This window comes from Porphyromonas gingivalis ATCC 33277, assembly GCF_000010505.1.
Classification (GTDB): Bacteria; Bacteroidota; Bacteroidia; order Bacteroidales; family Porphyromonadaceae; genus Porphyromonas; species Porphyromonas gingivalis.
Genome location: NC_010729.1, coordinates 1,780,822 through 1,807,550, shown reverse-complemented (window position 1 = coordinate 1,807,550; position 26,729 = coordinate 1,780,822). Strand labels below are relative to the sequence as shown.

The 26,729-nt window shown below is 50.1% G+C and carries 26 protein-coding genes; 21 read left to right on the top strand and 5 right to left on the bottom strand.

Annotated features, from left to right (window positions below; genetic code table 11):
• Positions 1-17 precede the first annotated feature (17 nt).
• The 4 genes from yihA to PGN_RS07675 are packed head-to-tail and all read left to right on the top strand — an operon-like array spanning position 18 to position 4,570.
• Positions 18-623, top strand: coding sequence for a ribosome biogenesis GTP-binding protein YihA/YsxC (gene yihA / locus PGN_RS07690; protein WP_005873828.1), 606 nt, complete (start codon positions 18-20; stop codon positions 621-623).
• A 9-nt stretch (positions 624-632) separates the two neighbouring features.
• Complete coding sequence (gene galE / locus PGN_RS07685) at positions 633-1,661, top strand: UDP-glucose 4-epimerase GalE (protein WP_012458408.1); 1,029 nt, start codon at positions 633-635, stop codon at positions 1,659-1,661.
• 42 nt (positions 1,662-1,703) lie between these two features.
• Positions 1,704-3,800 carry an ATP-dependent DNA helicase RecG gene (gene recG, locus PGN_RS07680; protein ID WP_012458407.1) on the top strand — a complete coding sequence of 699 codons (2,097 nt, stop codon included), beginning with the start codon at positions 1,704-1,706 and terminating at the stop codon, positions 3,798-3,800.
• Positions 3,800-4,570 (top strand): HAD family hydrolase, encoded by a 771-nt coding sequence (locus PGN_RS07675; RefSeq protein WP_039417386.1) that lies wholly within the window; start codon positions 3,800-3,802, stop codon positions 4,568-4,570. The genes recG and PGN_RS07675 overlap by 1 nt, the downstream gene beginning before the upstream one ends.
• A gap of 94 nt (positions 4,571-4,664) precedes the next feature.
• Here PGN_RS07675 and PGN_RS07670 read toward each other — a convergent pair whose 3' ends face one another.
• On the bottom strand, positions 4,665-6,122 hold the full coding sequence (locus tag PGN_RS07670; RefSeq protein ID WP_012458405.1) for a leucine-rich repeat domain-containing protein: 1,458 nt from the start codon (positions 6,120-6,122) through the stop codon (positions 4,665-4,667).
• Positions 6,123-6,548: 426 nt separating this feature from the next.
• Here PGN_RS07670 and PGN_RS07665 point away from each other — a divergent pair, with 426 nt between their 5' ends.
• A complete protein-coding gene (locus PGN_RS07665) occupies positions 6,549-8,129 on the top strand; it encodes a sialidase family protein (RefSeq protein WP_012458403.1) in 1,581 nt (526 codons plus the stop codon).
• A gap of 64 nt (positions 8,130-8,193) precedes the next feature.
• Here the strand turns inward: PGN_RS07665 and PGN_RS10740 are convergent, their stop codons facing one another.
• Positions 8,194-8,322 carry a DUF1661 domain-containing protein gene (locus PGN_RS10740; RefSeq protein WP_230491671.1) on the bottom strand — a complete coding sequence of 43 codons (129 nt, stop codon included), beginning with the start codon at positions 8,320-8,322 and terminating at the stop codon, positions 8,194-8,196.
• Between PGN_RS10740 and PGN_RS11985 the strand changes: the two genes are divergently transcribed.
• From PGN_RS11985 to PGN_RS07620, 10 genes are all read left to right on the top strand, one after another.
• Positions 8,291-8,383: a DUF1661 domain-containing protein gene (locus PGN_RS11985; protein ID WP_230493959.1), complete on the top strand. Its 93-nt coding sequence runs from the start codon at positions 8,291-8,293 to the stop codon at positions 8,381-8,383. The two genes, PGN_RS10740 and PGN_RS11985, sit on opposite strands and share 32 nt — an antisense overlap.
• A 180-nt stretch (positions 8,384-8,563) precedes the next feature.
• Positions 8,564-9,490 (top strand): hypothetical protein, encoded by a 927-nt coding sequence (locus tag PGN_RS07660; RefSeq protein WP_173032061.1) that lies wholly within the window; start codon positions 8,564-8,566, stop codon positions 9,488-9,490.
• Positions 9,491-9,518: 28 nt separating this feature from the next.
• Positions 9,519-10,256, top strand: a complete 738-nt coding sequence (locus PGN_RS07655) for an SIMPL domain-containing protein (RefSeq protein ID WP_012458400.1) — start codon at positions 9,519-9,521, stop codon at positions 10,254-10,256.
• A gap of 46 nt (positions 10,257-10,302) precedes the next feature.
• Positions 10,303-11,217: an aspartate carbamoyltransferase gene (gene pyrB, locus PGN_RS07650; RefSeq protein ID WP_012458399.1), complete on the top strand. Its 915-nt coding sequence runs from the start codon at positions 10,303-10,305 to the stop codon at positions 11,215-11,217.
• Between the two features lie 12 nt (positions 11,218-11,229).
• Complete coding sequence (pyrI, locus tag PGN_RS07645; protein ID WP_004584887.1) at positions 11,230-11,685, top strand: aspartate carbamoyltransferase regulatory subunit; 456 nt, start codon at positions 11,230-11,232, stop codon at positions 11,683-11,685.
• 28 nt (positions 11,686-11,713) lie between these two features.
• Positions 11,714-12,301, top strand: a complete 588-nt coding sequence (locus PGN_RS07640) for a flavin reductase family protein (RefSeq protein WP_012458398.1) — start codon at positions 11,714-11,716, stop codon at positions 12,299-12,301.
• A 37-nt stretch (positions 12,302-12,338) separates the two neighbouring features.
• Complete coding sequence (locus tag PGN_RS07635; protein ID WP_004584889.1) at positions 12,339-12,935, top strand: LemA family protein; 597 nt, start codon at positions 12,339-12,341, stop codon at positions 12,933-12,935.
• A 21-nt stretch (positions 12,936-12,956) separates the two neighbouring features.
• Positions 12,957-14,264 (top strand): TPM domain-containing protein, encoded by a 1,308-nt coding sequence (locus PGN_RS07630; RefSeq protein WP_230847014.1) that lies wholly within the window; start codon positions 12,957-12,959, stop codon positions 14,262-14,264.
• A 7-nt stretch (positions 14,265-14,271) separates the two neighbouring features.
• Complete coding sequence (locus PGN_RS07625) at positions 14,272-16,332, top strand: putative porin (RefSeq protein ID WP_051892403.1); 2,061 nt, start codon at positions 14,272-14,274, stop codon at positions 16,330-16,332.
• Between the two features lie 6 nt (positions 16,333-16,338).
• A complete protein-coding gene (locus tag PGN_RS07620) occupies positions 16,339-17,160 on the top strand; it encodes a transporter substrate-binding domain-containing protein (RefSeq protein ID WP_230847013.1) in 822 nt (273 codons plus the stop codon).
• Between the two features lie 62 nt (positions 17,161-17,222).
• Here PGN_RS07620 and PGN_RS07615 read toward each other — a convergent pair whose 3' ends face one another.
• The 3 genes from PGN_RS07615 to PGN_RS07605 are packed head-to-tail and all read right to left on the bottom strand — an operon-like array spanning position 17,223 to position 19,628.
• Entirely contained in the window at positions 17,223-18,428 is a 1,206-nt protein-coding gene (locus tag PGN_RS07615; protein ID WP_012458394.1) for a class I SAM-dependent rRNA methyltransferase, read from the bottom strand.
• Positions 18,425-19,027 (bottom strand): 3'-5' exonuclease, encoded by a 603-nt coding sequence (locus PGN_RS07610; RefSeq protein WP_005873829.1) that lies wholly within the window; start codon positions 19,025-19,027, stop codon positions 18,425-18,427. The genes PGN_RS07615 and PGN_RS07610 overlap by 4 nt, the downstream gene beginning before the upstream one ends.
• Positions 19,028-19,067: 40 nt before the next feature.
• Positions 19,068-19,628 carry a DUF5063 domain-containing protein gene (locus PGN_RS07605; protein WP_012458393.1) on the bottom strand — a complete coding sequence of 187 codons (561 nt, stop codon included), beginning with the start codon at positions 19,626-19,628 and terminating at the stop codon, positions 19,068-19,070.
• Positions 19,629-20,107: 479 nt separating this feature from the next.
• Between PGN_RS07605 and PGN_RS07600 the strand changes: the two genes are divergently transcribed.
• The 6 genes from PGN_RS07600 (at position 20,108) to rpsB (ending at position 26,631) form a co-directional block, all read left to right on the top strand.
• Positions 20,108-22,042, top strand: a complete 1,935-nt coding sequence (locus tag PGN_RS07600) for a DNA topoisomerase IV subunit B (protein WP_004584896.1) — start codon at positions 20,108-20,110, stop codon at positions 22,040-22,042.
• Between the two features lie 30 nt (positions 22,043-22,072).
• Positions 22,073-22,534 carry a pantetheine-phosphate adenylyltransferase gene (gene coaD / locus PGN_RS07595; protein ID WP_005873821.1) on the top strand — a complete coding sequence of 154 codons (462 nt, stop codon included), beginning with the start codon at positions 22,073-22,075 and terminating at the stop codon, positions 22,532-22,534.
• 1,032 nt (positions 22,535-23,566) lie between these two features.
• Entirely contained in the window at positions 23,567-24,238 is a 672-nt protein-coding gene (locus PGN_RS07585; RefSeq protein WP_230847012.1) for a hypothetical protein, read from the top strand.
• Between the two features lie 561 nt (positions 24,239-24,799).
• On the top strand, positions 24,800-25,255 hold the full coding sequence (gene rplM, locus PGN_RS07580; RefSeq protein WP_005873830.1) for a 50S ribosomal protein L13: 456 nt from the start codon (positions 24,800-24,802) through the stop codon (positions 25,253-25,255).
• Positions 25,256-25,264: 9 nt separating this feature from the next.
• A complete protein-coding gene (rpsI, locus tag PGN_RS07575; RefSeq protein WP_004584903.1) occupies positions 25,265-25,651 on the top strand; it encodes a 30S ribosomal protein S9 in 387 nt (128 codons plus the stop codon).
• A 134-nt stretch (positions 25,652-25,785) separates the two neighbouring features.
• Positions 25,786-26,631, top strand: a complete 846-nt coding sequence (gene rpsB, locus PGN_RS07570; protein WP_004584904.1) for a 30S ribosomal protein S2 — start codon at positions 25,786-25,788, stop codon at positions 26,629-26,631.
• Positions 26,632-26,729 lie beyond the last annotated feature (98 nt).

The window sequence follows — 26,729 nt, the reverse complement described above, 5'->3', positions numbered from 1 at the left end:
AATAACGACAGAACCGAATGGAAATAAAAAAGGCGGCATTTGTAATCAGTAATACCGATGTGCGCAAATGTCCTGATACGAGGCTCCCCGAATATGCTTTCATCGGCCGTTCGAATGTGGGCAAATCCTCTCTGATCAATATGCTTACCGGCCAAAAGGGACTGGCCATGACCTCCCAAAAGCCGGGTAAAACGCAGCTGATCAACCATTTTATCATCGACGATTCGTGGTATCTGGTCGATTTGCCCGGATACGGATATGCCCGTTTGGGTGCGTCCAACAGGGAATCCTTGCGCAGGATCATCGAGACGTACATCCTCTGTCGCGAGCAGCTTTCCAGTCTCTTTGTCCTGATCGATTGCAGGCATGAACCGCAGAAGATCGACTTGGAGTTTCTCCAATGGCTGGGTGAGAACGGGATTCCGTTCAGCATCGTATTCACCAAGGCGGACAAGCTCTCATTCAGCCGATTGAAAGAGAATACGGAGGCTTACAAGCAAAAACTGCTGGAGACATGGGAGGAACTTCCTCCGGTATTTATTACCTCTTCCGAAAAGAAAACGGGCAAGGAAGAATTGCTGGATTATATCGACTCGATCAATCAAGAATTAGCTACGAAATAAGAAACCGAAATGAAACGAAAGATTCTCGTTACCGGCGGGACAGGATATATAGGATCCCATACGACTGTGGAGCTACAGCAGGCAGGCTATCGGGTCGTGAGTGTGGACAACTTCTCCAACTCCAATGTTGCTGTGCTCGACGGTATAGCCCGGATTACAGGGGTTCGCCCCGATTTTTATGAGGCCGACTGTAATGATATGGAGGCGATGGAGCGCGTCTTTACGGCGCATCCCGATATAGCAGGCGTCATTCATTTTGCTGCAAGCAAGGCCGTAGGCGAATCGGTGCAGAAGCCGCTTTTGTACTACAGGAACAATATCCTCTCACTACTGAATATCCTCGAACTGATGGAGCGATTCGGCACTCGTGGGATCGTATTTTCCTCATCCTGTACGGTGTACGGACAGCCGGAGGTATTGCCCGTAACGGAAGAGGCTCCGATACAGGAAGCTCTCTCTCCCTATGGCAATACGAAGCAAATCAACGAGGAGATTATCCGCGATGCTATCCATGCCGGAGCAGAGTACAAGGCTATACTTCTGCGCTACTTCAATCCGATCGGGGCACATCCCACGGCGCATATCGGAGAGCTTCCTAACGGAGTGCCACAGAATCTGATCCCTTATTTGACTCAAACGGCGGCAGGCATCAGAGCCGAACTGAGCGTCTTCGGCGATGACTACGACACGCCCGACGGCTCTTGTATCCGGGACTATATCTATGTGGTGGATTTGGCCAAAGCGCATGTGGCTGCCATCGAACGGATGCTGAATGAAGAGAAAGCGAGCGATTCGCTCGAAGTCTTTAATATAGGTACGGGTAGGGGCGTGAGCGTGCTGGAGCTTATCCGTACCTTCGAACGGGTGACAGGCGTTGCCGTTCCTCATAGGATAGTAGGAAGGCGCGAAGGCGATATCGAACAGGTATGGGCCGAGCCGAAGAAAGCCAATGAGGTGTTGGGTTGGAAGGCTTTGGAGTCGTTGGAAGACACACTGCTGAGTGCATGGCGTTGGCAGCAACGCTTGTCGGAGAAGTAATCCGCAGCCCATTAACGCACCCGATACCCTATCTTCTGGCAGATGGATATCCTATCGACCAAAATCACTTACCTGACCGGCGTAGGGCCGAAGCGGGCGGAAGTACTGAAGGAGGAAATAGAAGTACGTACCTATCTGGATCTTCTCCATTATTTCCCCTTTCGCTATGTCGATAGGAGTCGATTTTATGCCATACGGGAGATACGCTCCGATATGCCCTATATCCAACTGCGCGGTGTCCTTCGCAACTTCTCCGAGGTGGGCGAAGGACGGCGCAAGCGGCTGACGGCTACTTTCTCGGACGGTACGGGAAGCATAGAGCTGGTTTGGTTCAAGGGTATCAAGTACATACGCGACAAACTGCAGGAAGGACGGCGATATATCGTTTTCGGCAAGCCTGTTTTCTTCGCTTCCGGCTATAACATAGCACATCCCGAAATAGATGCGGAGGAGAAGGCAGAGCAGGTAGCCGGCGGACTGACTCCGATTTATCACACCACAGAGCGCATGAAGAGTATGGGGCTGGGCAGCAAACAGCTCCAGCAACTCCTGTACGTACTCCTCAATCAGGTATCAGCCACACTGACCGAGACATTGCCGCCTTACATCCTTTCGTCTTATGGGTTCGTCTCCTATCAGGAAGCCATCAGACAGATTCATTTCCCTCAGGGGGTGGCACAGCTGGAAGCTGCCCGTACAAGACTCAAGTTCGAAGAGCTGTTCTATGTGCAGCTGCATCTGATCGGCAGCAAGCTGGAGCGTAAAGCGCGTTTTCAGGGAATTGTTTTTGCTCAAGTGGGAGCCTTGTTCAATACATTCTACAAGGAACATCTGCCTTTCGAACTGACCGGTGCGCAGAAAAAGGTGGTACGGGAGATCCGGCAGGATACCCTCAGCGGACATCAAATGAACCGACTAGTGCAGGGCGATGTGGGTAGCGGTAAAACTTTGGTAGCCTTGCTGTCCATGCTGTTGGCTCTGGACAATGGCTGTCAGGCTTGCCTGATGGCTCCGACCGAAATTCTCGCCAGACAGCATCATCATACCCTGTCCGAACTGTTGCGACCGCTTGGCATAGAAGTCGGTTTGCTCATCGGAAGCTGTACCGCACGTCAGCGGGAACGCTTGCTTCCGCGTCTGGCCGATGGCTCGCTCTCCATCGTCGTCGGTACGCATGCCCTATTGGAACAGGGAGTGGCCTTTCATCGTTTGGGAATGGCTGTCATAGACGAGCAGCACCGATTCGGCGTACAGCAGCGAGCCCGCTTGTGGGAAAAGAACCTCGACACTCTGCCCCATATTCTGATTATGAGTGCCACCCCCATACCTCGTACATTGGCCATGACGTTATACGGCGATCTGGATATTTCCATCATTGACGAATTGCCTCCCGGCCGTAAGCCCATACAGACGCTCCACCACTTCGACAACGATATGGCTCCTGTCTTTCGTTTCCTGCGATCTCAGCTTGCCGCAGGCCGGCAGGTATATGTGGTGTATCCGATGATCGAGGGGTCGGAGACGACCGATCTGAAGAATCTTGAAGATGGCTTCGAGCTGTTCTCTTCCATTTTCCCCGATGAGGGCGTGACGATGGTGCACGGCAAGATGAAAGCCAAGGAAAAGGAGGCACGTATGGCGGACTTCGTCAGCGGTCGCTCCCGTATCTTGTTGGCTACGACGGTTATCGAAGTCGGAGTGAATGTCCCCAATGCTACGGTGATGGTAGTGGAGAATGCCGATCGTTTCGGCCTGTCGCAGCTACACCAGCTTAGAGGACGTGTAGGCCGCGGAGGAGAGCAAAGCTATTGCATCCTGATCACGGGAACGAAAACAGGAGAGGATTCGCGTCGGCGTATTCAGGTGATGGTGGAGACGAACGATGGATTCGAAATAGCAGAGGAAGATATGCGCCTTCGTGGTTTCGGCGACTTGGAGGGTACGCGCCAGAGCGGTCGTCAGATCAGCCTTCGGATAGCCAATCCCGCACGAGATACGGAGCTGATAGCTCTTTCCCGAAGTATAGCGGAGCAACTACTGGAGCGCGACCCCGAACTTCGCCATCCCGACAATCAAATGCTGGCCCTTCGTCTGAACAAACTTTTCCCCAAGGAGGAAGACTGGAGTGTCATAAGCTAATGGAGAAAAAAGAGTCGATGGACTACAATAACATAACGGAAGCATTACAGGCTTTCCGCACAGAGAAGGCATACCGGCATGCCCCTCTCCGTTCGTGCTTTTTCGATATGGACGGAGTGCTGTTCGATTCCATGCCGGCACATGCACGGAGTTGGGTGGAGGCTGCCGGAGAATGCGGTATCGCTGCGGAGCCGCTGGATTTCTATCGCTGGGAAGGACAGAAGGGTAGCGATACCATCAAGATCCTGTTCGAACGGGGATACGGACGACTGCCGACAGAAAAAGAAATAGCCGATATGTACGGGCGCAAGAGTCAACTCTTCGCTTTGTACAATTCCGGAAGCGTGATCGACGATGCTCCGGCTCTGGTGTCGGACGTTTGTGACCGGGGCTTGCGTATCATGCTGGTGACAGGTTCGTCCCAGACTGATATATTGCAGCGTTTGCAAAGAAGTTATGGCGACAACTTCAGTCCTGCGAACATGGTGACAGGTGCCGATGTACACCGTGGAAAACCTCATCCGGAGCCTTATCTCAAGGCATTGGAGTGCGTGGGGATGTCGCCTTCCGAGGCTTTTGTGGTAGAGAATGCTCCGCTGGGAGTTCGTGCTGCTGTCGATGCCGGTATCTTTACCATTGCGGTGAATACAGGTTGCTTGCCCGATGCCGATTTGTGGGATGCCGGTGCATCGCTTGTCCTTCCCTCGATGGCTGTCCTTCGTTCACTATTGGGCGAATTGCTTACCGAATCTCTCTCTTCCTCGGCCTAAGCACATTGTCACCGGTTCATGGTGAAAAAGAAAGGGCTGTGCCTCTCGGAATATCTTCCATTGGCACAGCCCTTGATCGTTGGGTAAAATCCGTTTACGGCATCGCGGTTTTGATCGCATGGCTGCCGATGCGTACTACATAGGCCGCACCTCTCGGGAGCTGTATTTCCATGGCTGATCCGGAAGCGACAGATGAGTACATCATGCTTCCTCCCATAGTATATACCTGAACGGGCAAGCCCTGCTCCATACCGGAGAGGTAGAGGATGCCATCTTGAGCATATACGGAATATTCGCTCTCACCTTCGATGGAAATCAAAGCCGTTATTCCGGGGAAAGGCTCTCCCCACGAGGTAAGTACCTTCCAATTCTTGGCCTTGGCCATTTCCACGTGTTCGGTTGTACACACGTTCTCCTCTTCTCCTCCTTCTTCATCGTCGTTGTAAGGAACGAACCTGCCTTCTCCTTCAGTGATCGTAGGCAGGCTTTCGATCAATGCACGCATGGCGGTATCTTTGATCCGGTTGGAGTAGCAATTCAACGTTGTCAGTTTCGGCGTTTTTGACAGATCCAGAGCAGTCAGCTGGTTGTTGCTGCATTGCAGTGCTATCAGATTGGCGTTGGCAGATACATCCAACTTCGTCAGCTTATTGCCGTTGCAGAAAAGCCACTCCAAAGCCGTGTTGCCGGAGAGATCGATATTTGCCAGCTCGTTGTTGAAGAAGCTTAGAGTCGTCAGCTTGGTATTGGCCGAGAGATTGAGGGCGGTCAGCTGATTGTTGTTGCAGTGGAGTATTTTCAGCTCTTTGTTGGCTGCGACATCGAGTCCGGTCATCTTATTGTTTATGCAATACAGGCTTTTCAAGTTCGTATTGGCAGACAGGTTTATCGTAGTCACCTCGTTGTTAGAATACACCAGCTCTTCGAGGAGCGTATTGGCGGAGAGATCCAAGGCTGTCAGCCCGTTGTCGCCCACATAAAGCTCTTTCAGCTTGGTATAGGTCGATAGGTTGAGACTCGTTATCTTGTTTTTGGAGCAGTTCAGCGTCTCAATGTCCGCATTTGCGGGCAGGTCAAGCTTGGTCAGCTGGTTTTTGCCGCAGTTTACAAAAGTCAGACCGTTTGCTTTGGACAGATCGAGTTCTGTCAGCAGATTGGCAAAGCAGTCGAAAGCAGTCAGGCCGGTACAATTGCTAATATCTATAAAGGTAGCACCATAGTCTCCTGCAGAAGAACCTCTAAACAAGAATTTGGCCATTTTGCCATAGACGATGGCCTTTGTTTGTCTGAACTCAACATCACGAAACTCACCTGAATCGAGCCTCTCCCCCGAATCGTACTTGCCGTTTCCGTTGAGGTCTGCCCAAATGTCGTTGGCATAGCCATCCTCGGCTTCTATTTTGATTGTACACTCCACATCGGCCTCACTTAGCTCCATGATAATGCGCTCGCCATCGACGGGTGCAGGAACTTTCTGTGCTGAGGCCGGGTGAACCGATCCGAAGAAGCCGGAAAGGATTACAAGGGCTGAGAATAGCGGTTTTCTTTTCATAACTGGTTAGTTTTTGGTTTGTGAAAAATGGTTAGTATTTGTACTGATCTCATGTTTTCAAAATCTCATTGCCAATTCGGCCGGAGGGTTTGTAGCTGCCATTATCCGAGGTTGGAAGAAAAAAGCGTGTCTTCCATTTTCATTTCGTCGTAGGGCAACGAAGGAAAGCGGATGGATCTGTTTTGGTTTGTGCGCCTTTCTCTGGATAGCGCCTTTGTTCGAACTGCGTCAATACAGAGGTATTATCCTTGCCTTAGGCAAGGCAAATATATAGAGTATTTCATGGATATTGGGACGTTTTTCTCCTAAATATGTCTATTTATAAAGGGCTTCGGGCAGATCGTATGTTCGTCCCAATGCCTTGCGCGGACGCAACTGCTCTGATTTCATAACTTTGATTCCCAAAATGGTATAAAATAGTTTTCAATGGCTAATAATACTCTTTTGGCGAAGACTCGACGTTATGTCTGCCTTGTCGTTTTTTGTTGTCTCATGGCGATGATGCACCTCTCTGGACAGGAAGTCACTATGTGGGGGGACAGCCATGGAGTGGCGCCGAACCAAGTGCGCCGAACGCTGGTGAAGGTAGCCTTAAGTGAATCCCTTCCTCCGGGTGCAAAACAGATTCGTATCGGATTCTCTCTTCCGAAAGAAACGGAGGAAAAAGTCACCGCCCTATATCTCCTTGTGAGTGATTCTTTAGCGGTGCGCGACTTGCCGGACTACAAAGGGCGAGTCTCTTACGATAGCTTCCCGATCTCAAAGGAAGATCGTACCACAGCCCTTTCTGCGGATTCGGTAGCCGGACGCTGCTTCTTTTATTTGGCTGCGGATATAGGGCCTGTCGCTTCTTTTTCCCGATCCGATACGCTGACTGCCCGTGTGGAAGAGCTGGCTGTCGATGGCCGTCCTTTGCCGTTGAAAGAGCTGTCGCCTGCCTCCCGTCGTCTGTATAGGGAGTATGAGGCCCTCTTTGTACCCGGTGATGGCGGATCGCGCAACTATCGTATCCCGTCCATTTTGAAAACGGCCAATGGAACACTCATAGCGATGGCCGACAGACGAAAATATAATCAGACGGATCTGCCGGAGGATATAGATATAGTCATGCGGCGCAGTACGGACGGAGGGAAATCGTGGAGCGATCCCCGGATTATCGTACAGGGAGAGGGACGCAATCATGGCTTTGGCGATGTAGCCCTGGTGCAAACTCAAGCAGGAAAGCTCCTGATGATCTTTGTCGGTGGAGTAGGCTTGTGGCAGTCTACCCCCGATCGTCCTCAGCGCACTTATATATCGGAAAGTCGGGACGAAGGCCTCACCTGGTCGCCTCCTCGGGATATAACCCATTTCATCTTCGGCAAGGATTGTGCCGATCCGGGACGCAGTCGCTGGTTGGCCTCCTTTTGTGCTTCGGGACAAGGGCTTGTGCTTCCATCCGGTCGTGTCATGTTTGTGGCTGCCATCCGCGAATCAGGGCAGGAGTACGTCCTGAACAACTATGTCCTCTATAGCGACGACGAGGGAGGTACATGGCAGCTTTCCGACTGTGCATACCACCGTGGCGACGAGGCAAAGCTCTCATTGATGCCTGATGGCAGGGTACTGATGAGCGTACGCAATCAGGGAAGGCAGGAGAGCCGACAGCGTTTCTTCGCTCTCTCCTCCGACGATGGCCTTACTTGGGAGAGAGCCAAGCAGTTCGAGGGCATCCATGACCCCGGCTGTAATGGAGCTATGCTTCAAGTGAAAAGGAATGGAAGGAATCAAATGCTGCACTCCCTGCCTCTCGGCCCGGATGGGCGTCGCGATGGGGCTGTCTATCTCTTCGATCATGTCTCCGGCCGCTGGTCCGCTCCCGTTGTTGTCAATTCAGGATCGAGTGCCTACTCGGATATGACTCTGTTGGCGGATGGAACGATCGGTTATTTTGTCGAAGAAGACGATGAGATCTCATTGGTTTTCATTCGGTTCGTCCTTGACGATCTCTTCGATGCCCGGCAATGAGAATAGTGCTTTTTTTATCGAGTTTTTCTTAGGACTGCCGTTGGAGGGCAGCTCTACTATCGAGTCAATATCCATCAACCGCTATCCCACCGATACGAGCCGAAAATCCTCTGATTGCGGCGCGTCTTTTCTGAAGAAGGTGGTGCCGGAATTTTTTCGTTTTGGTTCGAGATTTTTTTACTTCTCGCGCCAAAGCGAAAAAGTTTACGCGCCACGTTTTTCCAAACTGCAAACACGAAAATTCCGGCACGTAAACCGATCGGCTGTGAGATGATGCCTGCTACACTTTTCTTCTCTTTTGTCGGCTTAGCCTTTCTTTTCCTCCTCCTGTCTGCTTCGTCTCGTAGATTGGGGATAACCTTTAGGGCCTGTACGGTATGTCTGTTGTACCTATAATAATTTATCTTTGCGGTATATCAAATTATGCAAGACTCATGATAATCCGGTGTCTTATCCGTCGTTCGAGAACCGTCCTGTTCGGGTTGATATTCGTGGTAGGTCTTTTCTCTGCGATGGCGCAAGAGAAAAAGGATAGTCTCTCTACGGTTCAGCCAGTGCCGAATAGCAGCATAGTGGAGCAGACTCCTCTTCTCTCCATTGATCACCCCGTCCAGCCCGCTTCTTTTCAGAATACCCTTACACTGAAAAGGTTTAGAGACAAACATCTTTCCGATGCTTTGCTCAATGGATTGAAGCCTCATCGCTCATCTTTGCAATTGAATGAGGACCTCGACTTCGCGGCAGAGCGTCGGGATTTCGTTTCGCCCCTCTTGCAAACTCGCCACGCTGCCGGTGTCCTTTCATGGCGACCGACCGATAGGATGCATTTTTATACATCGGGCAATATCGGTCTTGGCCATGATTTATTGACCGGTGTGCGCAAGGACTTCGGATGGAATGCAGGTGCCGACTTCTTGCTGAGTCAAAATCTTACGGCACATGTCCAAGGCGGTTGGCAGCAGAATTTCGGCTTTATACCTATGACGGCTGTCAATGGCCAACTCCGTTGGCAAGCCACCGAGAGATTGAGTTTTACCACCGGTATCGATTATCGACAGGTACAGTGGAATGCTTTCGATAATAGAACGTTCTCGCTTAAAGGAAGTGCTCGATACGAAGTGATGGACAATGTCTTTGTCAATGGATTCGGCAGCTATCCTCTCTACAGCAGTACGCGCTCAGGACTCAATATGGCTGTTCCGATGCATGGATTCGGCCCTCAGTACGGTGGATCGCTTGAGCTGAAAGTCTCCGAGCGATTCGGCTTTGCCGTCGGTATGGAGCGCGAATACAATATCTGGACTCGTCGGTGGGAAACGCATTACTTTGCTTATCCTGTATTCTATGGCGATAAGAAGTAGTAATATAGAATCAATACAGTGCTTTGTGATGAAAAAAGAAAAACTTTGGATTACGATCGTCGCCGGTTTGGCTTTCGTATTGGGCCTTTATGCTCTTGGCCGCAGTGTCGCTCAGCTACGCCGCTCTCAGCCTTCGGTGACTGTGACCGGTATGGCCGAGCGTAATTTCAAATCCGATCTGATCGTTTGGACTGCTTCGTACCAGCTCCAGATGATGGATCTCGAATCGGCCTACAAGGCTTTGAAGGAAAAACAGATATTGGTGGCAGACTATTTGAAAAACAAGCAGCTGCCGGATTCGTCTTATATCTTCTCAAGCGTAGCCATTTCTAAAGAGTACAACTACTATTACGATCCTCGGCAGGAACAAAACGTCAGGACCTTTGCCGGGTATCTGCTCAGCCAGACAGTTACGGTGACCTCACAGGACATCGAACATGTGGAGAAAATATCTCGCGATATAACGGAGCTGATCAATCAGGGAGTAGAGATTACCTCCGACCGTCCGGCCTATTACTACACCAAGCTCAATGATCTGAAGGTGGAGATGCTGCGCAATGCCTCCGAAGACGCTTTCAATCGTGCTTCGGTCATTGCGGAGGGGAGCGGTTCCTCCGTGGGTAAGATGCTATCTTCTTCGATGGGCGTGTTCCAGATAGTGGGGCTCAACTCGAACGAAGACTATAGCTGGGGAGGTTCGTTCAATACGTCTTCCAAGATGAAGACGGCAAGCATAACGGTTAAGGCTTCTTTCGCTTTGAAGTGAGCTTTGCTTCCGTCCATATCATTCAATCAATTATACTCCTTAAAAGATGAAGCATATCGTATCTATTGACGAGTGTTCGGCCGAGGACATTCTTCGCATTCTCGATCGGGCAGAGCTATTCGAAAAGAATCCGAATCGGCACCTTTTGGAGGGTAAGGTCGTAGCCACTCTTTTCTTTGAGCCTTCTACCCGTACGCGCCTGAGTTTTGAGACGGCTGTGAACCGCCTCGGAGGCCGTATCATCGGTTTTTCGGATGCATCCACCTCCAGCTCTACGAAAGGCGAATCGCTCAAGGATACCATTTCCATGGTGGGCAACTATGCCGATCTGATTATTATGCGCCACTATCTGGAAGGGGCGGCTCGTTATGCTTCGGAGGTAAGCCGTGTGCCGGTAGTCAACGCCGGCGATGGAGCCAACCAGCATCCTTCACAGACTTTATTGGATCTCTATTCCATTCGCAAAACACAGGGCACGCTGTATGACAGGACTATCGCTATGGTAGGGGATCTCAAGTATGGACGTACTATCCATTCTCTGATAGAGGGTATGTCGCACTTCCGCCCTCGTTTCATCTTCGTTGCTCCCGAAGAGCTGTCTCTTCCGGAAGAATACAAGCAGTTTTGTCGAGAGCATGATCTGCCTTATACGGAAACCAAACATTTCGACGAAGAGGTGATCAACAACTGCGACATTCTCTACATGACACGAGTACAACGTGAGCGGTTTACGGATCTGGAGGAATATGAACGGGTCAAAGATGTCTATGTGCTGACCAACGCTATGCTGTCCGACAGCCGTCCGAATCTGCGCGTACTGCATCCGCTACCTCGTGTGGGGGAGATTGCCTATGATGTGGATGACAATCCCAAAGCCTACTTTATCCGGCAAGCACTGAACGGGCTTTATACGAGGCAGTCCATCATTTGTGAAGTGCTCGGCATAGACGTTGCAAACTAAGCAGATATTGTAATGAAAAAGGAAGAAATGCTCGTCGCCGCGATTAGAAACGGCATCGTGATAGACCATATCCCCCCGACGAAACTGTTCAAGGTGGCTACTCTCCTGCAACTGGATGATTTGGACAAGCGGATCACCATCGGCAACAATTTGCGCAGTCGGAGCCATGGTTCGAAAGGAGTTATCAAGATAGAGGACAAGACTTTCGAAGAGGAGGAATTGAACCGCATCGCTCTTATTGCCCCGAATGTGCGCCTGAACATTATTCGGGACTATGAAGTTGTAGAAAAACGTCAGGTGGAAGTACCACACGAGATTGTGGGTCTCGTCCGTTGTCCGAATCCGAAGTGTATTACGAACAACGAACCGATGCAAACCCGATTCCGTGTGATAGATGCCGAGCAGTGCACCCTTCGATGCGACTACTGCGAGCGAAAACTAGCCGGTGACCGCATCGAGCTGCTATAGTTCGCGTAAGTTTTCTAAGAACGAAACAATGAGACAAGATTGGAAACCCGGCACACTTATCTATCCGCTACCGGCCATATTGGTGAGTTGTGGCTCCCGGCCGGAGGATTATAATTTGCTTACGGCCAGTTGGGTGGGGACGATATGCAGCCAGCCGCCTATGTGCTATGTCAGTATTCGCCCGGAGCGTCACTCCTATACTCTCATCAAAGAGAGTGGCGAGTTCGGTTTGAACCTGACTACGGTCGGCATGGCCAGACAGACGGACTGGTGCGGTGTCCGTTCGGGCAAGGACTATGACAAGTTTGCCGAGACAGGCCTTACCGTGGAGCCGGCCAAGCTGATCAAAGCTCCTTTGGTGGCCGAATCGCCGGTCAGCATAGAGTGCAAGGTACGGCAGGTCATTCCACTCGGTAGCCATGACATGTTTATGGCCGATGTGGTCAATATCCGTGCCGACGAACAATATATCAACCCGGAGACAGGTTCTTTCGATATGGAGAAAGCAAACCTGCTGGCATATTCGCATGGCGAATACTTCTCGCTTGGGGACTTTCTCGGCTATTTCGGCTGGTCGGTCAAGAAAGACAAAACGCCTGTCAGACGTCGTAAGTAGTACATTCAGATAAACCTAATAGTAACGTAAACATAGAATGAATATGAAAAAAGGAACAGTAATCATCATTGCCATTATTGCAGTTTTTGTCCTGCTATTTAGCTGGGGTGTGCTCAAATACAACGGCTTCGTGGACAAGCAGGAAGCCGTCAATACGGCTTGGAGTCAAGTGGAAAACCAATATCAACGTCGTTTGGACTTGATCCCGAATCTCGTAGAGACCGTCAAAGGCTATGCTGCTCACGAGAGCGAAACGCTTACTGCCGTGATCGAAGCACGTAGCAAAGCCACTGCTGCGAATATCAATGCCGACAATCTGACGGAAGAGAACTTGGCTAAGTTTCAGCAGTCACAGGATCAGCTATCGAGTGCCTTGTCCCGTTTGATGGTCGTGGTGGAGCGTTACCCCGATCTCAAGGCTAACCAGAATTTCCGCGATCTGCAAGTGCAACTTGAGGGTACGGAAAACAGAATCACGGTAGCACGTCAGGACTTCAATGCCATAGCCAAGACATATAACGTGGCTGTGCGCAGATTCCCGGCCAATATCATTGCGGGTATGATGAATTTCGATCAGCGTCCCTACTTCAAGGCTGATGAGGGTGCAGAGAAAGCCCCTCAGGTAAAATTCTAGTCCTCTTTTTCGCTCTTGCGAATGATGCGTTCATCAAAGATCGGGTTTCGGAGCCTTGCAGTGTGGCCTTTTTCCCTAACGGCCTTTTTCTTCTTTCTGCTGCATCCATGTGTATCGGCGCAACGGGTATATAAGCCGGAAGATGTACCTAACGTCCAACTTGCCGATAGCACTCGACTCGTGACGGACGAAGCAGGCTTGCTCAGCAATGCACAGGAGGAGGTGATGAACGGACGGCTGCGAGCCATCCGCAACAGTCATGCCGTTGAGTTTGCCGTCGTTACTCTTCCGTCTATCGGTGATGCTCCATTGGAGGATTTTACCTTGAAGCTGGCACGTCAATGGGGAGTCGGTAATAAAAAGAACAACAACGGCCTCCTCCTCGTACTCGTGCTGGATCAGCGGCGGGTACGCTTTGAGACGGGCTATGGTCTGGAAGGTTACTTGCCCGATGGTCTGCTGAGCCGTATCATACATGATCGCATGATCCCTCATTTTCGATCGGGGAACTATGCCGAAGGTTTGTCCGAGGGAGTTCTTGCCGTTCAGCAGGTATTGGACGGATCCTATGATGTGAAGCCTGACGGAGGAGATCGGTCTGCTGTTTCCAGAGTGAGCTGGGGTACCATATTTATATTCTATTGCTTCTTTATGCTCCTCGCTTCGGCCTCGGTACTCTATCAGCTGACTTCATATCGCAGGCAATATCCACAAGCAACGGCAGTGGAGGAATATGAATTCCTTCGCAGGCGAATATCGATGCTGGGATGTGTCTTTTTGCTACTTTTCCCTCCGGGATTTATTGTGGTGATGGCCATCATCAAATCGCGACAGAACAAACTGAAGAAAGAGATGGCTGTGTGTCCGTGCTGCCATCAGCATTCGGTACATCTGCTTGATCAAAGTTTGGAGGAAGATCGTTATCTCAGTCCCTCTCAGCAGATGGAGCATAAACTCAAGAGTCGGGACTTCAGAGTCTATGCTTGCTCTTCCTGCGACCATACACAGATAATAGGTTACGATCATCCGGGGACATCGTACAAGCGGTGTCCAAACTGTGGAACGGTTGCCCTGCGTTACATGGGAGAGAAGCGTGTGCGTACCGATAGAGGGATGATGATCCGCAAGGAATGGCGCTGTCTGTACTGCGGAGAGAATCATACCCAAGAGTACCGAGACAATAATGATGCTGAAGCCGCTGCTACAGGTATCCTGCTGGGTTCGCTACTTGGTCGTGGAGGCCGTAGTGGAGGGTTCGGAGGTGGTTTTGGCGGCGGTGGCTTCGGTGGAGGTAGCTTCGGCGGCGGTGGAGCCTCCGGTGGCTGGTAATGTGACTATGTTGATGGCTGGAAGTATCAGGAGAATTGTTTGTGCTGTGGTATCGCTGTGGTTTGCAGTGATTCCCGTTCTTGCACAACATGATTATCAGTTTGATTTCGAAGACAAGGAGGTAAAGGAACCTACCGAAGAAGAGCAGATCGCTCGGGGGGATAAACTCAAGGTCTATACGTTGAATCCCAATACGGGCGATCTCTTGCGCTCTCACATCGATACGGCTATGCTCGGTTTCTACAATCGAGTGAAAGCCGAAGGACGTTCGCTTGCCATCGGTTATTTGGGCAATCTGAACTCTCCGTGGGAGAGCAAGATGTTCTTCGATCGTCCGCTCTATCATCCGCAGTTCATGTATATGTACGGGCTTCACGGTATGCTGATAGATCCTTTTACAGCCCGATTCTACGATACCAAGAGTCCTACCACTCAGGTGCTCTATCTCCGGCATGGCGACAATCAGACGCGAGAGGAAGAGCTGCGTTCTACTTTGGCTTTGAATATAGGCAAGCGAATCAACATTGGTAACGATGTGGATTATATCTACAGCAACGGTTTCTACAACTCCAACAAGACGAAAGCCATCTCCTACCGTTTCTTCGGCAGTTACCGTTCCGACCGTTACGAAGCCTATGCTTATGTGGGCAACAATTACTATCTGATGACAGAGAATGGGGGGATTACGAATGATGACTATGTGATCCATCCGGGTAATTTTGCCAATGGAACGAACGAATTCGTATCGACGGATATTCCGGTGAAGTTTCCCGGCAATAATATGTTCAATTCGCTTCGGCAAGGAACGGCTCGTCTGACCCATCGCTACAACCTCGGTTTCTATCGTGAGGGACAGACCGAGTATTATGATGGCAATGAATTCGAGGCTCCCCATTTGATCGATACGATGGTATTCGTGCCCGTGGGTAGTATTTCCCACACTTTCAATTATACCAAAAGTCGCCGTCGCTTCAAGGTCAAGAATCCTTTGGACGATTCGATTTATCCCAATCTGTTTATCAAACGACTGAATGATGCCGGAGAGGTGATCACGCTGCCGAACGACACCACTCGTATGGAAGAGTACCACAATACGCTGGCTCTTTCTTTGCGGGAAGGTTTCCATCGCTGGGCCAAGTTCGGCCTGACGGCTTATGTCAGGTTGGAGAATAGGTTTTATACGCTACAAGATTCAGTAGTCGGTGTACCCCCTACGGACAGGGAGTTCAGCACTTATGTCGGGGGAGAGATCAGCCGACGAGGGGGGAAATATCTCAACTTTGCAGCCGATGGAGAGCTGTCGGTTGTCGGGAGCGATGCCGGAGCATTCAAACTCAGAGGACGATTAAGTACAGCGTTCGATCTCCTTCGTCGGAAGACGGAAATGGAAGCTTGGGGGCAACTTCTCAATACTCGTCCGGGCTACTTTCTGCGTCATCATCATGGTACTGTGCACTGGTGGGACGAATCGTTCGATTTCATCCAGCAACTCAGATTGGGTGGCTCTCTTTGTCTGAAGGACTGGGGTACGACCTTGACGTTGCAATCCGCTACGCTCAAGAACTATATATATTTCGACCATACGGCTTTCCCCCAACAGGTCTCTTCTCCCATACAAGTCCTCGAAGGGCGGATAGCACATGCCTACCGATGGGGTGCTTTGGGATGGGAAGTGGAAGCGGCTTATCAAACAAGTAGCAACCGTACGGCTTTACCTTTGCCGAAGCTGGCGGCTTATGGCAATCTCTATTTGGACTTCCGTCTGCCGAGCAGTACCAAGGTGATGCGTATACAGACGGGAGTGGATGCTCGCATTCATTCCTCCTACTATGCTCCGTATTATGAACCCGCCGTACAGCAATTCACCACGCAACAAGAGATAAAGGTGGGAGGGTCTTTCCCTCTGATGAATGCTTATGTGAATATCCACCTCAAGCGCTCACGTTTCTTCTTTGAAATGTACAATCTGGCTGAAGCTTTCATGGATAGCAAGCGTTTCTCTTTGGTGCATACGCCGTACAACCCTCGTGGTCTGCGTATGGGTATTGCCATCGACTTCAATAAATAAATGGAAATGAAGAAACAGATTGCTCTCTACGGCGTTTTACTGATCTCTGTCCTTATCGTGATGGTTGCTTTGCGCCACTGTGGTAGAGGAGGGGCTGCCGGTGGGGACGCTGTCGATTCGTTGCGTGATTATCCTGATATTCACCGAGAAGGAGTGCTGAGGATCATTGCCCGATACAATGACAGAGACTATTATGTGGGACAGGATTCCACCGCCGGCTTTGTTTACGATGTGGCACGTCGTTTATCGGAAATCAGTGGCATTCGGATAGAAATCGGTCTGGAAAAGAATTGGAAAGAGAGCCTTGAAAGGTTGCGACGAGGTGCATGCGACATCATTGCACAAGACATTCCGCTGACGGCTGTAACGGACACCGTCCACTACCGCTTTCTTCGTCCGATACACCTTGGACGGCTTTATCTGGTACAACGTCGATCCGATACTGCTCTGATTCGTCGCCAGATCGATTTGTCCGGACGGACGGTGACCATTCCGGAAGGCTCTCCGGCGAGGTTGTTCGTCAAACACCTGTCCGAGGAAATCGGGGATAGTATATATATACGAACCGATCCCACTTATTCTGCAGAGCAATTAGCCATGATGGTGGCATCGGGCGACATCGATCTGACCGTCTGTAACCAACATGAAGCTAAGAAGTTGGGGCAACTCCTCCCTGCGTTGGACTGCAGTGTACCGCTCTCTTTCGAACTGCGACAGGCATGGTTGGTGCGCCGAAGTGCAACCTCCTTGCAGGACAGTCTCAATAGTTGGTTCGATCGGCTTCGCTTGTCAGGCGAATTGGAGCGGCTTTACGATCGTTACCATTGATCCTTTATTCCCACCAAGGACGGCATGAGGCATAGGGCCGGGACTTTTATTCCTCGATGTAGTTATTCTACGTAGAGAACAAGCCCTTTCAGGTATTCGCCTTCCGGATGATAGATGTTGATGGGGTGATCGGCAGGTTGGGTAAGCTGATGCAGTATTCGCACCTTTCTGCCGGCCGATGCTGCTGCGGTAAAGACCGCCAAACGGAATTCCTCCCGACTGACCGCTTGCGAACAGCTGAAGGTGAAGAGCACGCCTCCCGGAGCAATCTTGCGAAAAGCTGCCGCATTCAGTTTGCGGTAACCTATCAGCGCATTGCGCAGCACTTTGCGATGTTTGGCAAAAGCCGGTGGATCCAGTACGATCAGATCATAAGCTCCGACAGCCATCTCGTCAAGGAAATGGAAAGCATCGGCGGCATAAGATTCGTGACGATCGTCTCCGGCAAAATTCAGTGCCATATTTTTCTCCAACAGATGCACGGCTCTGGCCGAGCTATCCACCGAGTGTACCTTGTATGCTCCTCCTCTCATTGCATACAGGGAGAAACCACCGCTATAGCAGAACATATTGAGCACCTTGCGTCCGGAGGCATACTCCTCCAGCAAGGCCCTGTTCTCTCGCTGGTCGATAAAGAACCCCGTCTTCTGTCCTTTGATCCAGTCGGGCAGGAAGAGAAGTCCGTTTTCGTACTCTGCTTCTGCTTGTGCTGAACCGATCAGGAAGCCATCGGCCGATTCCAGTCCGGCTTTGAATGGTAGAGTACTGTCCGACTTGTAATAAACGGCATCTACCAAGCCTGCAGTCGTCGCTATAAGAGCCTTCGCTATATCCGTTCGTGCGTGGTGCATACCTACGCTGTGTGCCTGCATCACGGCCGTATGTCCATATACATCTATAATAAGGCCGGGAAGGCCATCTCCTTCTCCATGCACCAAGCGATAGGCCGTATTCTTTGATCTCGGATCATCGTAGCGGATCAGCCCCAAAGCCGAACGCAGTCGGAAAGCGGCAGAGAGCCGTTCTTCCCAGAAAGAGACATCGAGTACCGTATCGACATCGAAGGAAAGCATCCGCACGGCTATGCTTCCTTTCTCATAGTGGCCGACTCCGAGAGGTTCGTGTTTGGAGGAAAAGATGCGAACCGGATCTCCTTCGGCAGGATTGCCGCTTATCGATGCTATGGCACCGGAGAAGATCCACGGATGGAATCGTCTGACGGATTCCTCTTTGTTCGGTAGTAGCGTGATGGAGGGTAGGGCTGTCATAAGAGGGCGAATTGTACAGGGGTAGGGGTGGGAAGTGTCATAAGCTGATTGAATATGCGCAGGCAAGCCCAGGCATCGAGTGCGGCATAGGACTGCTGGGCTGCGGTCAGCGTGCGTGCCTCCCAGTTGGTGAGCCGTTGGGATTTGCTGATGCGTCTGCCGAAAAGGATGGCGTATATCTTCTGGAGACTGGCATCGCGGATGCCATATGCAGGGCAGAGCCGTTGCAGCTCGACGAATCCTGCCGGTTCGATCGGTTTGCGCCGTCTGATCACCGTCATGTCATCGCTCAGGCTCAGTCCTACCTTGAGTATGCCGGGATTCTCCAGTAGCTGTTGCAGTTCCTCCGGTATATCTATCATATTGAGTCGGAAGAGGAAGCAGTCCGTTTCTGTGGACATCTGCATCAGAGCTACGGACGGACGAGCACCGCGGACGAAAGAAGGGCGGGTCTCCGTGTCGAAGCCGATCGTGCGACTGGCCGATAGCAGCCTTATGGCTTCGGGGATGGCTTGGGGTTTGTCGATCAGGTGGATCGTGCCGGGGAATATCTCTGCCTCCATGCCGGCAACGGCTTCTTTATCTATACTGGCTACCATGATTCTATTGTTATATATGCCATAGGGCAGTACTTGAGGGTCAGTCTTCAGCCCTCTCCTCTTCTTCCCAAGTCCTATACACCTCACTGTACCGCAACTCGTGCAGAGCACCGGCTGCAGCCAAGAGCCGATTGCCCCAGTATTCGCCGAAGTAGGTGAGGCAGCGGCCGATGGCTTGAGGGATGGCTCTGTCGTTCGATTGGCGTACGACTCCGAGCAGATTGCCCACCTGCTGATATACGTCGGCCAAACATTCCCCTATACTTGCTCCTACGGGAGTGTCGCTGTATTGCATATCGCTGTGTCGCGCATCGAGGAAAGAGTCGTATGACCCCAACAGTGACTCTACGGCAGAGCGTACCTGTTCGTAGGATTCTTCCGTGATGTATTCCTCCACGAAGTCCACTTCTTCGCTGTATTCGTATGGAGGTAAAAGAGCTGTCTTGAGATAGAGAAGGGGCAGTACTTTGGAAGCTTTGTCGATGAAATCCGTAGTTCGGTGAGCTGCTGCCTGTTCGACGAGAGCGCAGAACTTAACGCCCACTGTGGCAAATTCTATCAACTCCGGACTATATACGCTTCCCGCGTTAGTTTCTTTCATGTCGCAAATTTACTACATAATGCGAACGGAGAGCAACCCCGCATATATTATAATGTACTCTGCCGGCACAGGGGATAGCCTGTACCGGCAGAGTATATGTGTGGGAGATAAGATCCTCTCCCATTGTTCGGGCGAATCATATTTGAGGAGTTTCGTCTTCCCCTTTCTTAGGGAATCCACATCCCTCAGGGATCTCCACCAAGACCCCTCAGGGATCCCTCCCGAGACCCCTTAGGGGTCCCACCCGAGACTCCTCAGGGATCCCATAGGAGACTCCCCGGGGGTCTCGACAGGGACTCCTCGGGGGTCTTCACGGACTGACAACTTTTCATTATCATGTTAACCCTTTAACAATTATTCCTATGCAGAACTTAATCCGTCAAGAGCCGGGTCGTGAAGATCGGCAAGCATGGAGAGACCGAAGCATCGGTCACGGTTCACAACATTTTATTGTACTTTTAGGCCTCATTTAGAACGCTATGGAGCAAGAAAAACAGTTGCAGACAGAGTATATCGAGAGCGACATCAAGACGCTGGAATGGGACGAGCATATTCGCCGTCGTCCCGGGATGTATATCGGTAAGCTGGGCGATGGCTCTCATGCCGATGACGGTATCTATGTGCTGCTGAAAGAGGTGCTGGACAACTCTGTGGACGAATTTGTCATGGGTGCCGGCAAGAGCATCGATATTACGATCGAGAATGGTACCGTTACCGTTCGTGACTACGGGCGCGGTATCCCCCTTGGCAAGCTGGTGGATGCCACTTGTAAGATGAATACGGGGGGCAAAATCGATTCCAAAGCTTTCAAGAAATCCGTCGGACTGAACGGTGTCGGCATCAAAGCTGTCAATGCTCTCTCCACCGAATTTGTCGTCACGGTATGGCGCGATGGACAAACCAAACGCGTACGGTACAGTCGTGCCGAACTCTTGGAGGAGACCGATCCTGTCCCTTCCGGTGAGCCTTCCGGTACCGAAGTGCGGTTTACGCCCGACGACAGTCTCTTTCGCAACTATCGGTATCAGGAGGAGTTCGTCGTTTCGATGATCAAGAACTATACTTTCCTGAATACGGGATTGTCATTCTTCTACAACGGGAAGAAATTCCTCAGTCGCAAAGGTTTGGAAGATCTCCTGGCCGAGAATATGACGGGCGATGCACTGTATCCGATCATTCACCTGAGCGATACGGATATTGAGATCGTCGTCACCCATACGCAGCAGTACGGCGATGAGTTCTACAGCTTTGTGAACGGTCAGAATACGACACAAGGGGGGACGCATCTGAGTGCTTTCCGTGAGGCCGTAGCCCGTACGATCAAAGAGTTCTACTCCAAGAATTTCGAATACAGCGACATTCGTAGCGGCATGGCCGCAGCTATCAGTATCAAAGTGGAAGAGCCTGTCTTCGAGAGTCAGACCAAGACCAAACTCGGCAGCCGTGATATGGGGCCGGATGGGCCTACGATACAAAAATTCGTGGGCGACTTCCTGAAGAAAGAACTGGACGACTATCTGCATATCCATACCGAAACGGCGGAGGAGATGCTGCGCAAGATCCAGCAGAGCGAACGCGAGCGCAAAGCGATGAGCGGCATCACCAAATTGGCACGCGAACGAGCTAAGAAATCCAATCTGCACAACAAAAAACTGCGTGACTGCACCGTCCACCTCAACGATCCCAAGGCGAAGGAACCGGAGCGTACCAGCATTTTCATCACCGAGGGTAATTCGGCCAGCGGCTCTATTACTACGTGTCGGGATGCCAACTATCAGGCCGTGTTCAGCCTGCGTGGTAAGCCGCTCAACTGTTTCGGTCTGACCAAGAAGGTGGTCTATGAGAACGAGGAGTTCAACCTCTTGCAGGCAGCTCTGAATATCGAGGAAGGGTTGGACGGCCTGCGCTACAATCGTGTGATCATTGCCACTGATGCCGATGATGATGGTATGCATATTCGCTTGCTGATCATCACTTTCTTTCTTCAGTTCTTCCCTGACCTTGTGCGCAAGGGGCATGTCTATGTCCTCGAAACACCTCTCTTCCGCGTTTTCCTTCCGCCCGAATCCAAAAAACAAACCTTCGGAGCCACCCCCAAACGCGGACGCAAGAAACAGGAATCCGATATGCCTAAGCCGGTGACGGATATATACTGCTATAGTGAGGCCGAGAAGCAAGCCGCGCTGAAGCAGCTGGGCAAGAAAGCCGATGTCACCCGCTTCAAAGGATTGGGAGAAATCTCTCCGGAGCAATTCAAGGATTTGATCGACGAGGAGAATATCCGTCTCGAGCCGGTCAGCCTCAAGCGCGAGGATAAGATCAAGGAACTGCTCACTTTCTATATGGGAAAGAATACGAGCGAGCGTCAGGAGTTTATCATTGACAACTTAGTCGTGGATGAGGATGTGCTTTAAGCGATCCTCCCGGTTTCTCAAGAATCAAATATGAAAAAGAATATCGCCCTCTTTGCCGGTTCGTTCGACCCTTTCACACGCGGCCACGCCGACATCGTCGAACGCTCGCTGGCCATATTCGATGAGGTGATCATCGCTATCGGTATCAATGAACAGAAGCGCACGCTCTTCTCCGCAGAACGGCGACAAGAGCAGATAGCCCGCTACTATGCTTCCCGTCCTGCTATCGGGGTGATTACTTATAGTGGGCTTACGGTCGATCTCGTGCGCCAAACCGGAGCCACTGCTTTGGTGCGAGGTATTCGTTCAGGGTCTGATTTTGAGTACGAGCGTACTTTGGCCGACCTGAATCGCCATCTTTCGGGAGTGGATACCGTTCTGCTTTGTACCGACACGCGTCTCTCTTTCATCAGCTCGAGTGCCGTACGCGAGTTGATCTCCTTTGGACGAGACGTCTCGGATTTCCTGCCGGAGGGGTTTGTCCTCGATTGAGAAAATCAAAACAAAAAGCCTTGCAGTTCAGACTTCTGCAAGGCTTTTTTTGTGTCCAAAATTCAGCCGGTGGTACATTATCGGGTCTTCTATGAGAGGAAAAAAGAGTGATTCCGAAAGTAGTGACTCTCTCAATAATCATACGCCAAAAAAGTTTTCAACAACGAAGATGAGTTTGGGATGATTCCAAATAAGCATCTGTAGAGAGGAGAAAAGCGAGGTAAAAGTGGAGGGAAAAGGAACTGCCATAGATCGAAATTCCACTTAAAACAAGCCGTACAACGATCTGTATATAAAGTGTTTTCAATTTGTATACAAATCGTTTTCGTTTTATATATAAATCGTTTTTGATATATATATAGATCGTAAGTGATTTGTATATAAATCGCAGGCTCAAAAAAGCCTTTTCCGATGCTGATATAAAAGAAACACCCGCCGAGTTCTACGGAGAACTCCGACGGGTGCAGTATGTATAATATGTGTGATCGGTCTATGTCAAGATGCTATCCTTTTGCATGTGATTCGATGTAGTTGCACGATTCCGCTCTACAATCTCGGACCGGATCGAGGACTATCGTTGTGCTGAGGTGTCCGAATAGGAGCCTATTCGGGCTTGATGTCAGGTGATGGGGCATAGCCGGTAGTTTATGGATGTGTGGCATACTAAAATAATACTCTCTTTTTTCAGTTAATTGCTCGTTTCCAATACACGGGGGGGGAATCCATTGTTCGGAGCAATGCTTTTCGGAAGACAAAATTAGCCAAATCTTTTTTCTCCTGCCAACGACTGTTGTGCTTGTACTTGAAAAACGGGATGTGCACAGAGACAAAAATTCTGCAAAAAAATTGGCAGAAAAAAAGAACGTCTACCTTTGCCATAAATTTGAGCAATTGACCTGATTTGTATTAGAAGATTTTTAGCTGCAGCACTTATTACGAATCATACAATTACTCGCAAATGTCTGTAGAAGATGAGAATTTCTTTTAATAAGAATCAGGCATATCAGTATTTCTAACTAATATAAGCAAACTATGATGAAACATTTGTTTAAGTCGACATTAGTACTTCTTTGTGCTCTTTCTTTTTCCGGTACCTATACCTTTGCACAAGAAAATAATACAGAGAAGTCACGATTTGATTTTTCTGTTAGGCTGGGACAGGGATATATTGCAGGTTCAACTACCAACCTGATGTATGGGTATACATCTGCTAACGATAGACTTTTGTCTGGTGCAATTTATCTGGGCTTGACACCAAGTAAGAAAGAGAATGCAACCGGCGTAGCATTTCGTTTCTTATCTCCCTCTCCGGGTTATTATGTCGATATGTCCGGCAAAGAAAATACCTTGAATTATGCGTTTTACGTTGTCGGAGCATATAATAGAATAGCCATTCCTATACGCCCTATCAAAAATTTTAATTTCATCTTCTCTACAGAAGTCGGAATGGCATGGATGAGTCGTCATGAGCAAATTTACAATTCTACTTCGCAGACTTGGGATAAGCAGCGCAAGACGAGGTCGGGACTGGAGTTTGGTCTCGGGATGCATCTGCAATACCACATTAATAAGGCCGTTTACTTTATGGCAGGAACCGATCTTACGTCTTGCATGTTCGGAAAAAGGATCAATGACTACCAGCAAAAGGATCGAACCTTCATTAAACTTATCGACAACAATATTGGCATAGGATTAAACCTCTAAGTCCTTCATGGAAATTTCGAAATGTTAAAAGGGGTGCATGGATGATCTCTATGCACCCTTCGTTTTTGATACCGATAGCGGTCGAAACTCGATTGTCAGTCGAGCGATCGAGCCACTGAACGGCTAATGTACTTCGAGCCAATTAGCTCCCACGCCTATATCGGCAATTAGCGGCACACGAAGCTCGGGCATCACGCCTTCCACGGCAACGAAGATGCATACGAGAAGCATTTCGATGCGTTGGAAGAGGCAAATAGCTTGCCAAATCGAGGAAATGAAAAGTCGTTCGTAGAGCTTAAAATGATGCCGATATCCTTCACTACATAATCTGTTTGCATTTATTTGTGGAATGTGCAGAGCGACACGATGTCCGAAATTTGCTGAAAATAATGTACCTTTGCCGCGCTGATTATTATCAAATAGTGCCGAACGGTTTGATTTTCAGTGCGTTTTTGTCCGAGAGGAGCAGCCCAGTGTCCGTGCGTAAAGCTCCTGATGCACCGGCCGAATCGACAGAAAAGATGATCGTTCACCAAATTACTAACAACAAAAAAACAAGCAGTGGATACTTTAAGCTTCAAGACCATTTCTGCGAACAAAGCAACTGTTACGAAGGAATGGGTCATTGTAGATGCTGAAGGACAGACACTTGGCCGTATGTGTGCCAAGGTGGCAAAGCTCCTGCGCGGCAAATACAAGCCCAACTTCACCCCGCATGTTGATTGTGGCGATAACGTGATCGTTATCAACGCAGACAAGATCGTTCTCTCCGGTAATAAGTGGGACGGTCGTATTTATCTCCGCCATACGGGCTATCCCGGCGGACAACGTCAGTTCACACCTCGTGACTTGATGAACAAAGGCCCCGAATACCTCTTCCGCAAGGTGGTAAAGGGTATGCTCCCCAAGAATCGCTTGGGTGCCAAGATCATTGGCAATCTGTATGTATATGCCGGCACGGAGCACAAGCATGAGGCTCAGCAACCCCGGCAACTGGACATTAATTCACTCAAATAATCGACAGCTATGGACTATATCAATGCAATAGGCCGGCGTAAGGCTGCTGTAGCTCGTGTTTATCTGAGCGAAGGCTCCGGCAAGATCGTGATCAACAAGCGCGAAATCGAACAGTATTTCCCGTCTTCAATCTTGCAGTATATCGTTAAGCAGCCACTTCTCAAGCTCGATGTTGCTGCGAAATACGATATCAAGATCAATCTGCGTGGAGGTGGTTTCAAAGGTCAGAGCGAGGCTGCTCGCTTGGCTATCGCCCGTGCACTGGTCAAGATCAATCCGGACGACAAACCCGCTTTGCGTTCAGAAGGCTTCATCACTCGCGATCCTCGCGTGGTAGAACGTAAGAAACCGGGACGTCCCAAAGCTCGCAAGAGATTCCAATTCAGTAAGCGTTAATGTCCTTAGAGGATATTTCTCGCGTTTAGTATCTAAATCCATCGGATTGCATTCGGGAGTAATTCATTTCTTTTCGAGTCTGCTCTACCGGTTTGGATTGCAAACAGTAATCATTACAAAGAACGTAAACGAAAATGTCAAGAATTTCTTTTGATCAATTATTGGAAGCCGGTGCTCACTTCGGACACCTCAAGAGAAAGTGGAATCCGGCTATGGCTCCGTATATCTTTATGGAGCGCAACGATATTCATATTATCGACCTGCACAAAACAGTTGCTAAAGTAGACGAAGCAGCCGAAGTTATTAAGGGTATGGCCAAAAATGGCAAGAAGATTCTCTTCGTTGCCACGAAGAAGCAGGCCAAAGAACCTATCGCCGAATTGGCCAAATCAGTGGGAATGCCCTATGTGGTAGAACGCTGGCCGGGCGGTATGCTCACCAACTTCCCCACCATCCGCAAGGCGGTGAAGAAGATGACCCAGATTGACAAAATGACGGCTGACGGCACATTTGATAATCTTTCCAAGCGCGAAAAGCTGCAAATCACTCGCCAACGTGCCAAATTGGAGAAGACGCTCGGTTCTATCGCCGATATGAACCGTCTGCCTTCTGCCCTGTTCGTGGTGGACGTGATGAAAGAGCACATCGCCGTACGCGAGGCCAACCGTCTTGGCATCCCCGTATTCGCAATGGTGGATACCAACAGCGATCCTTCGCTTATCGACTATGTGATCCCCTCTAACGATGATGCCCTGAAGGCTATCGAACTGATCGTAGGCACGATGTGCCAGGCTATCAACGAAGGTCTGATGGAGCGTAAGGCCGAAAAGCCCGAAGAGGAGGAGACGGAAGAAGCAGCTCCCCGTCGCGAACGTCGCGCTCGCTCAGGAGCTCGTCGCTCTCGTCAGAATGAGAACGAAGCTACGGCAGAAGCTGCCACAGAGGTAGCAGAAGCTCCGGAAGCCGAAGAGGCGGAATAAACAGCACACATGGAATTATGAGCTATGGGTTATAATCCATGAGTGGCCTCAGCATGCAGGTTCCAAACTCAGGGGTTATGACTCATGGCTCATAACTT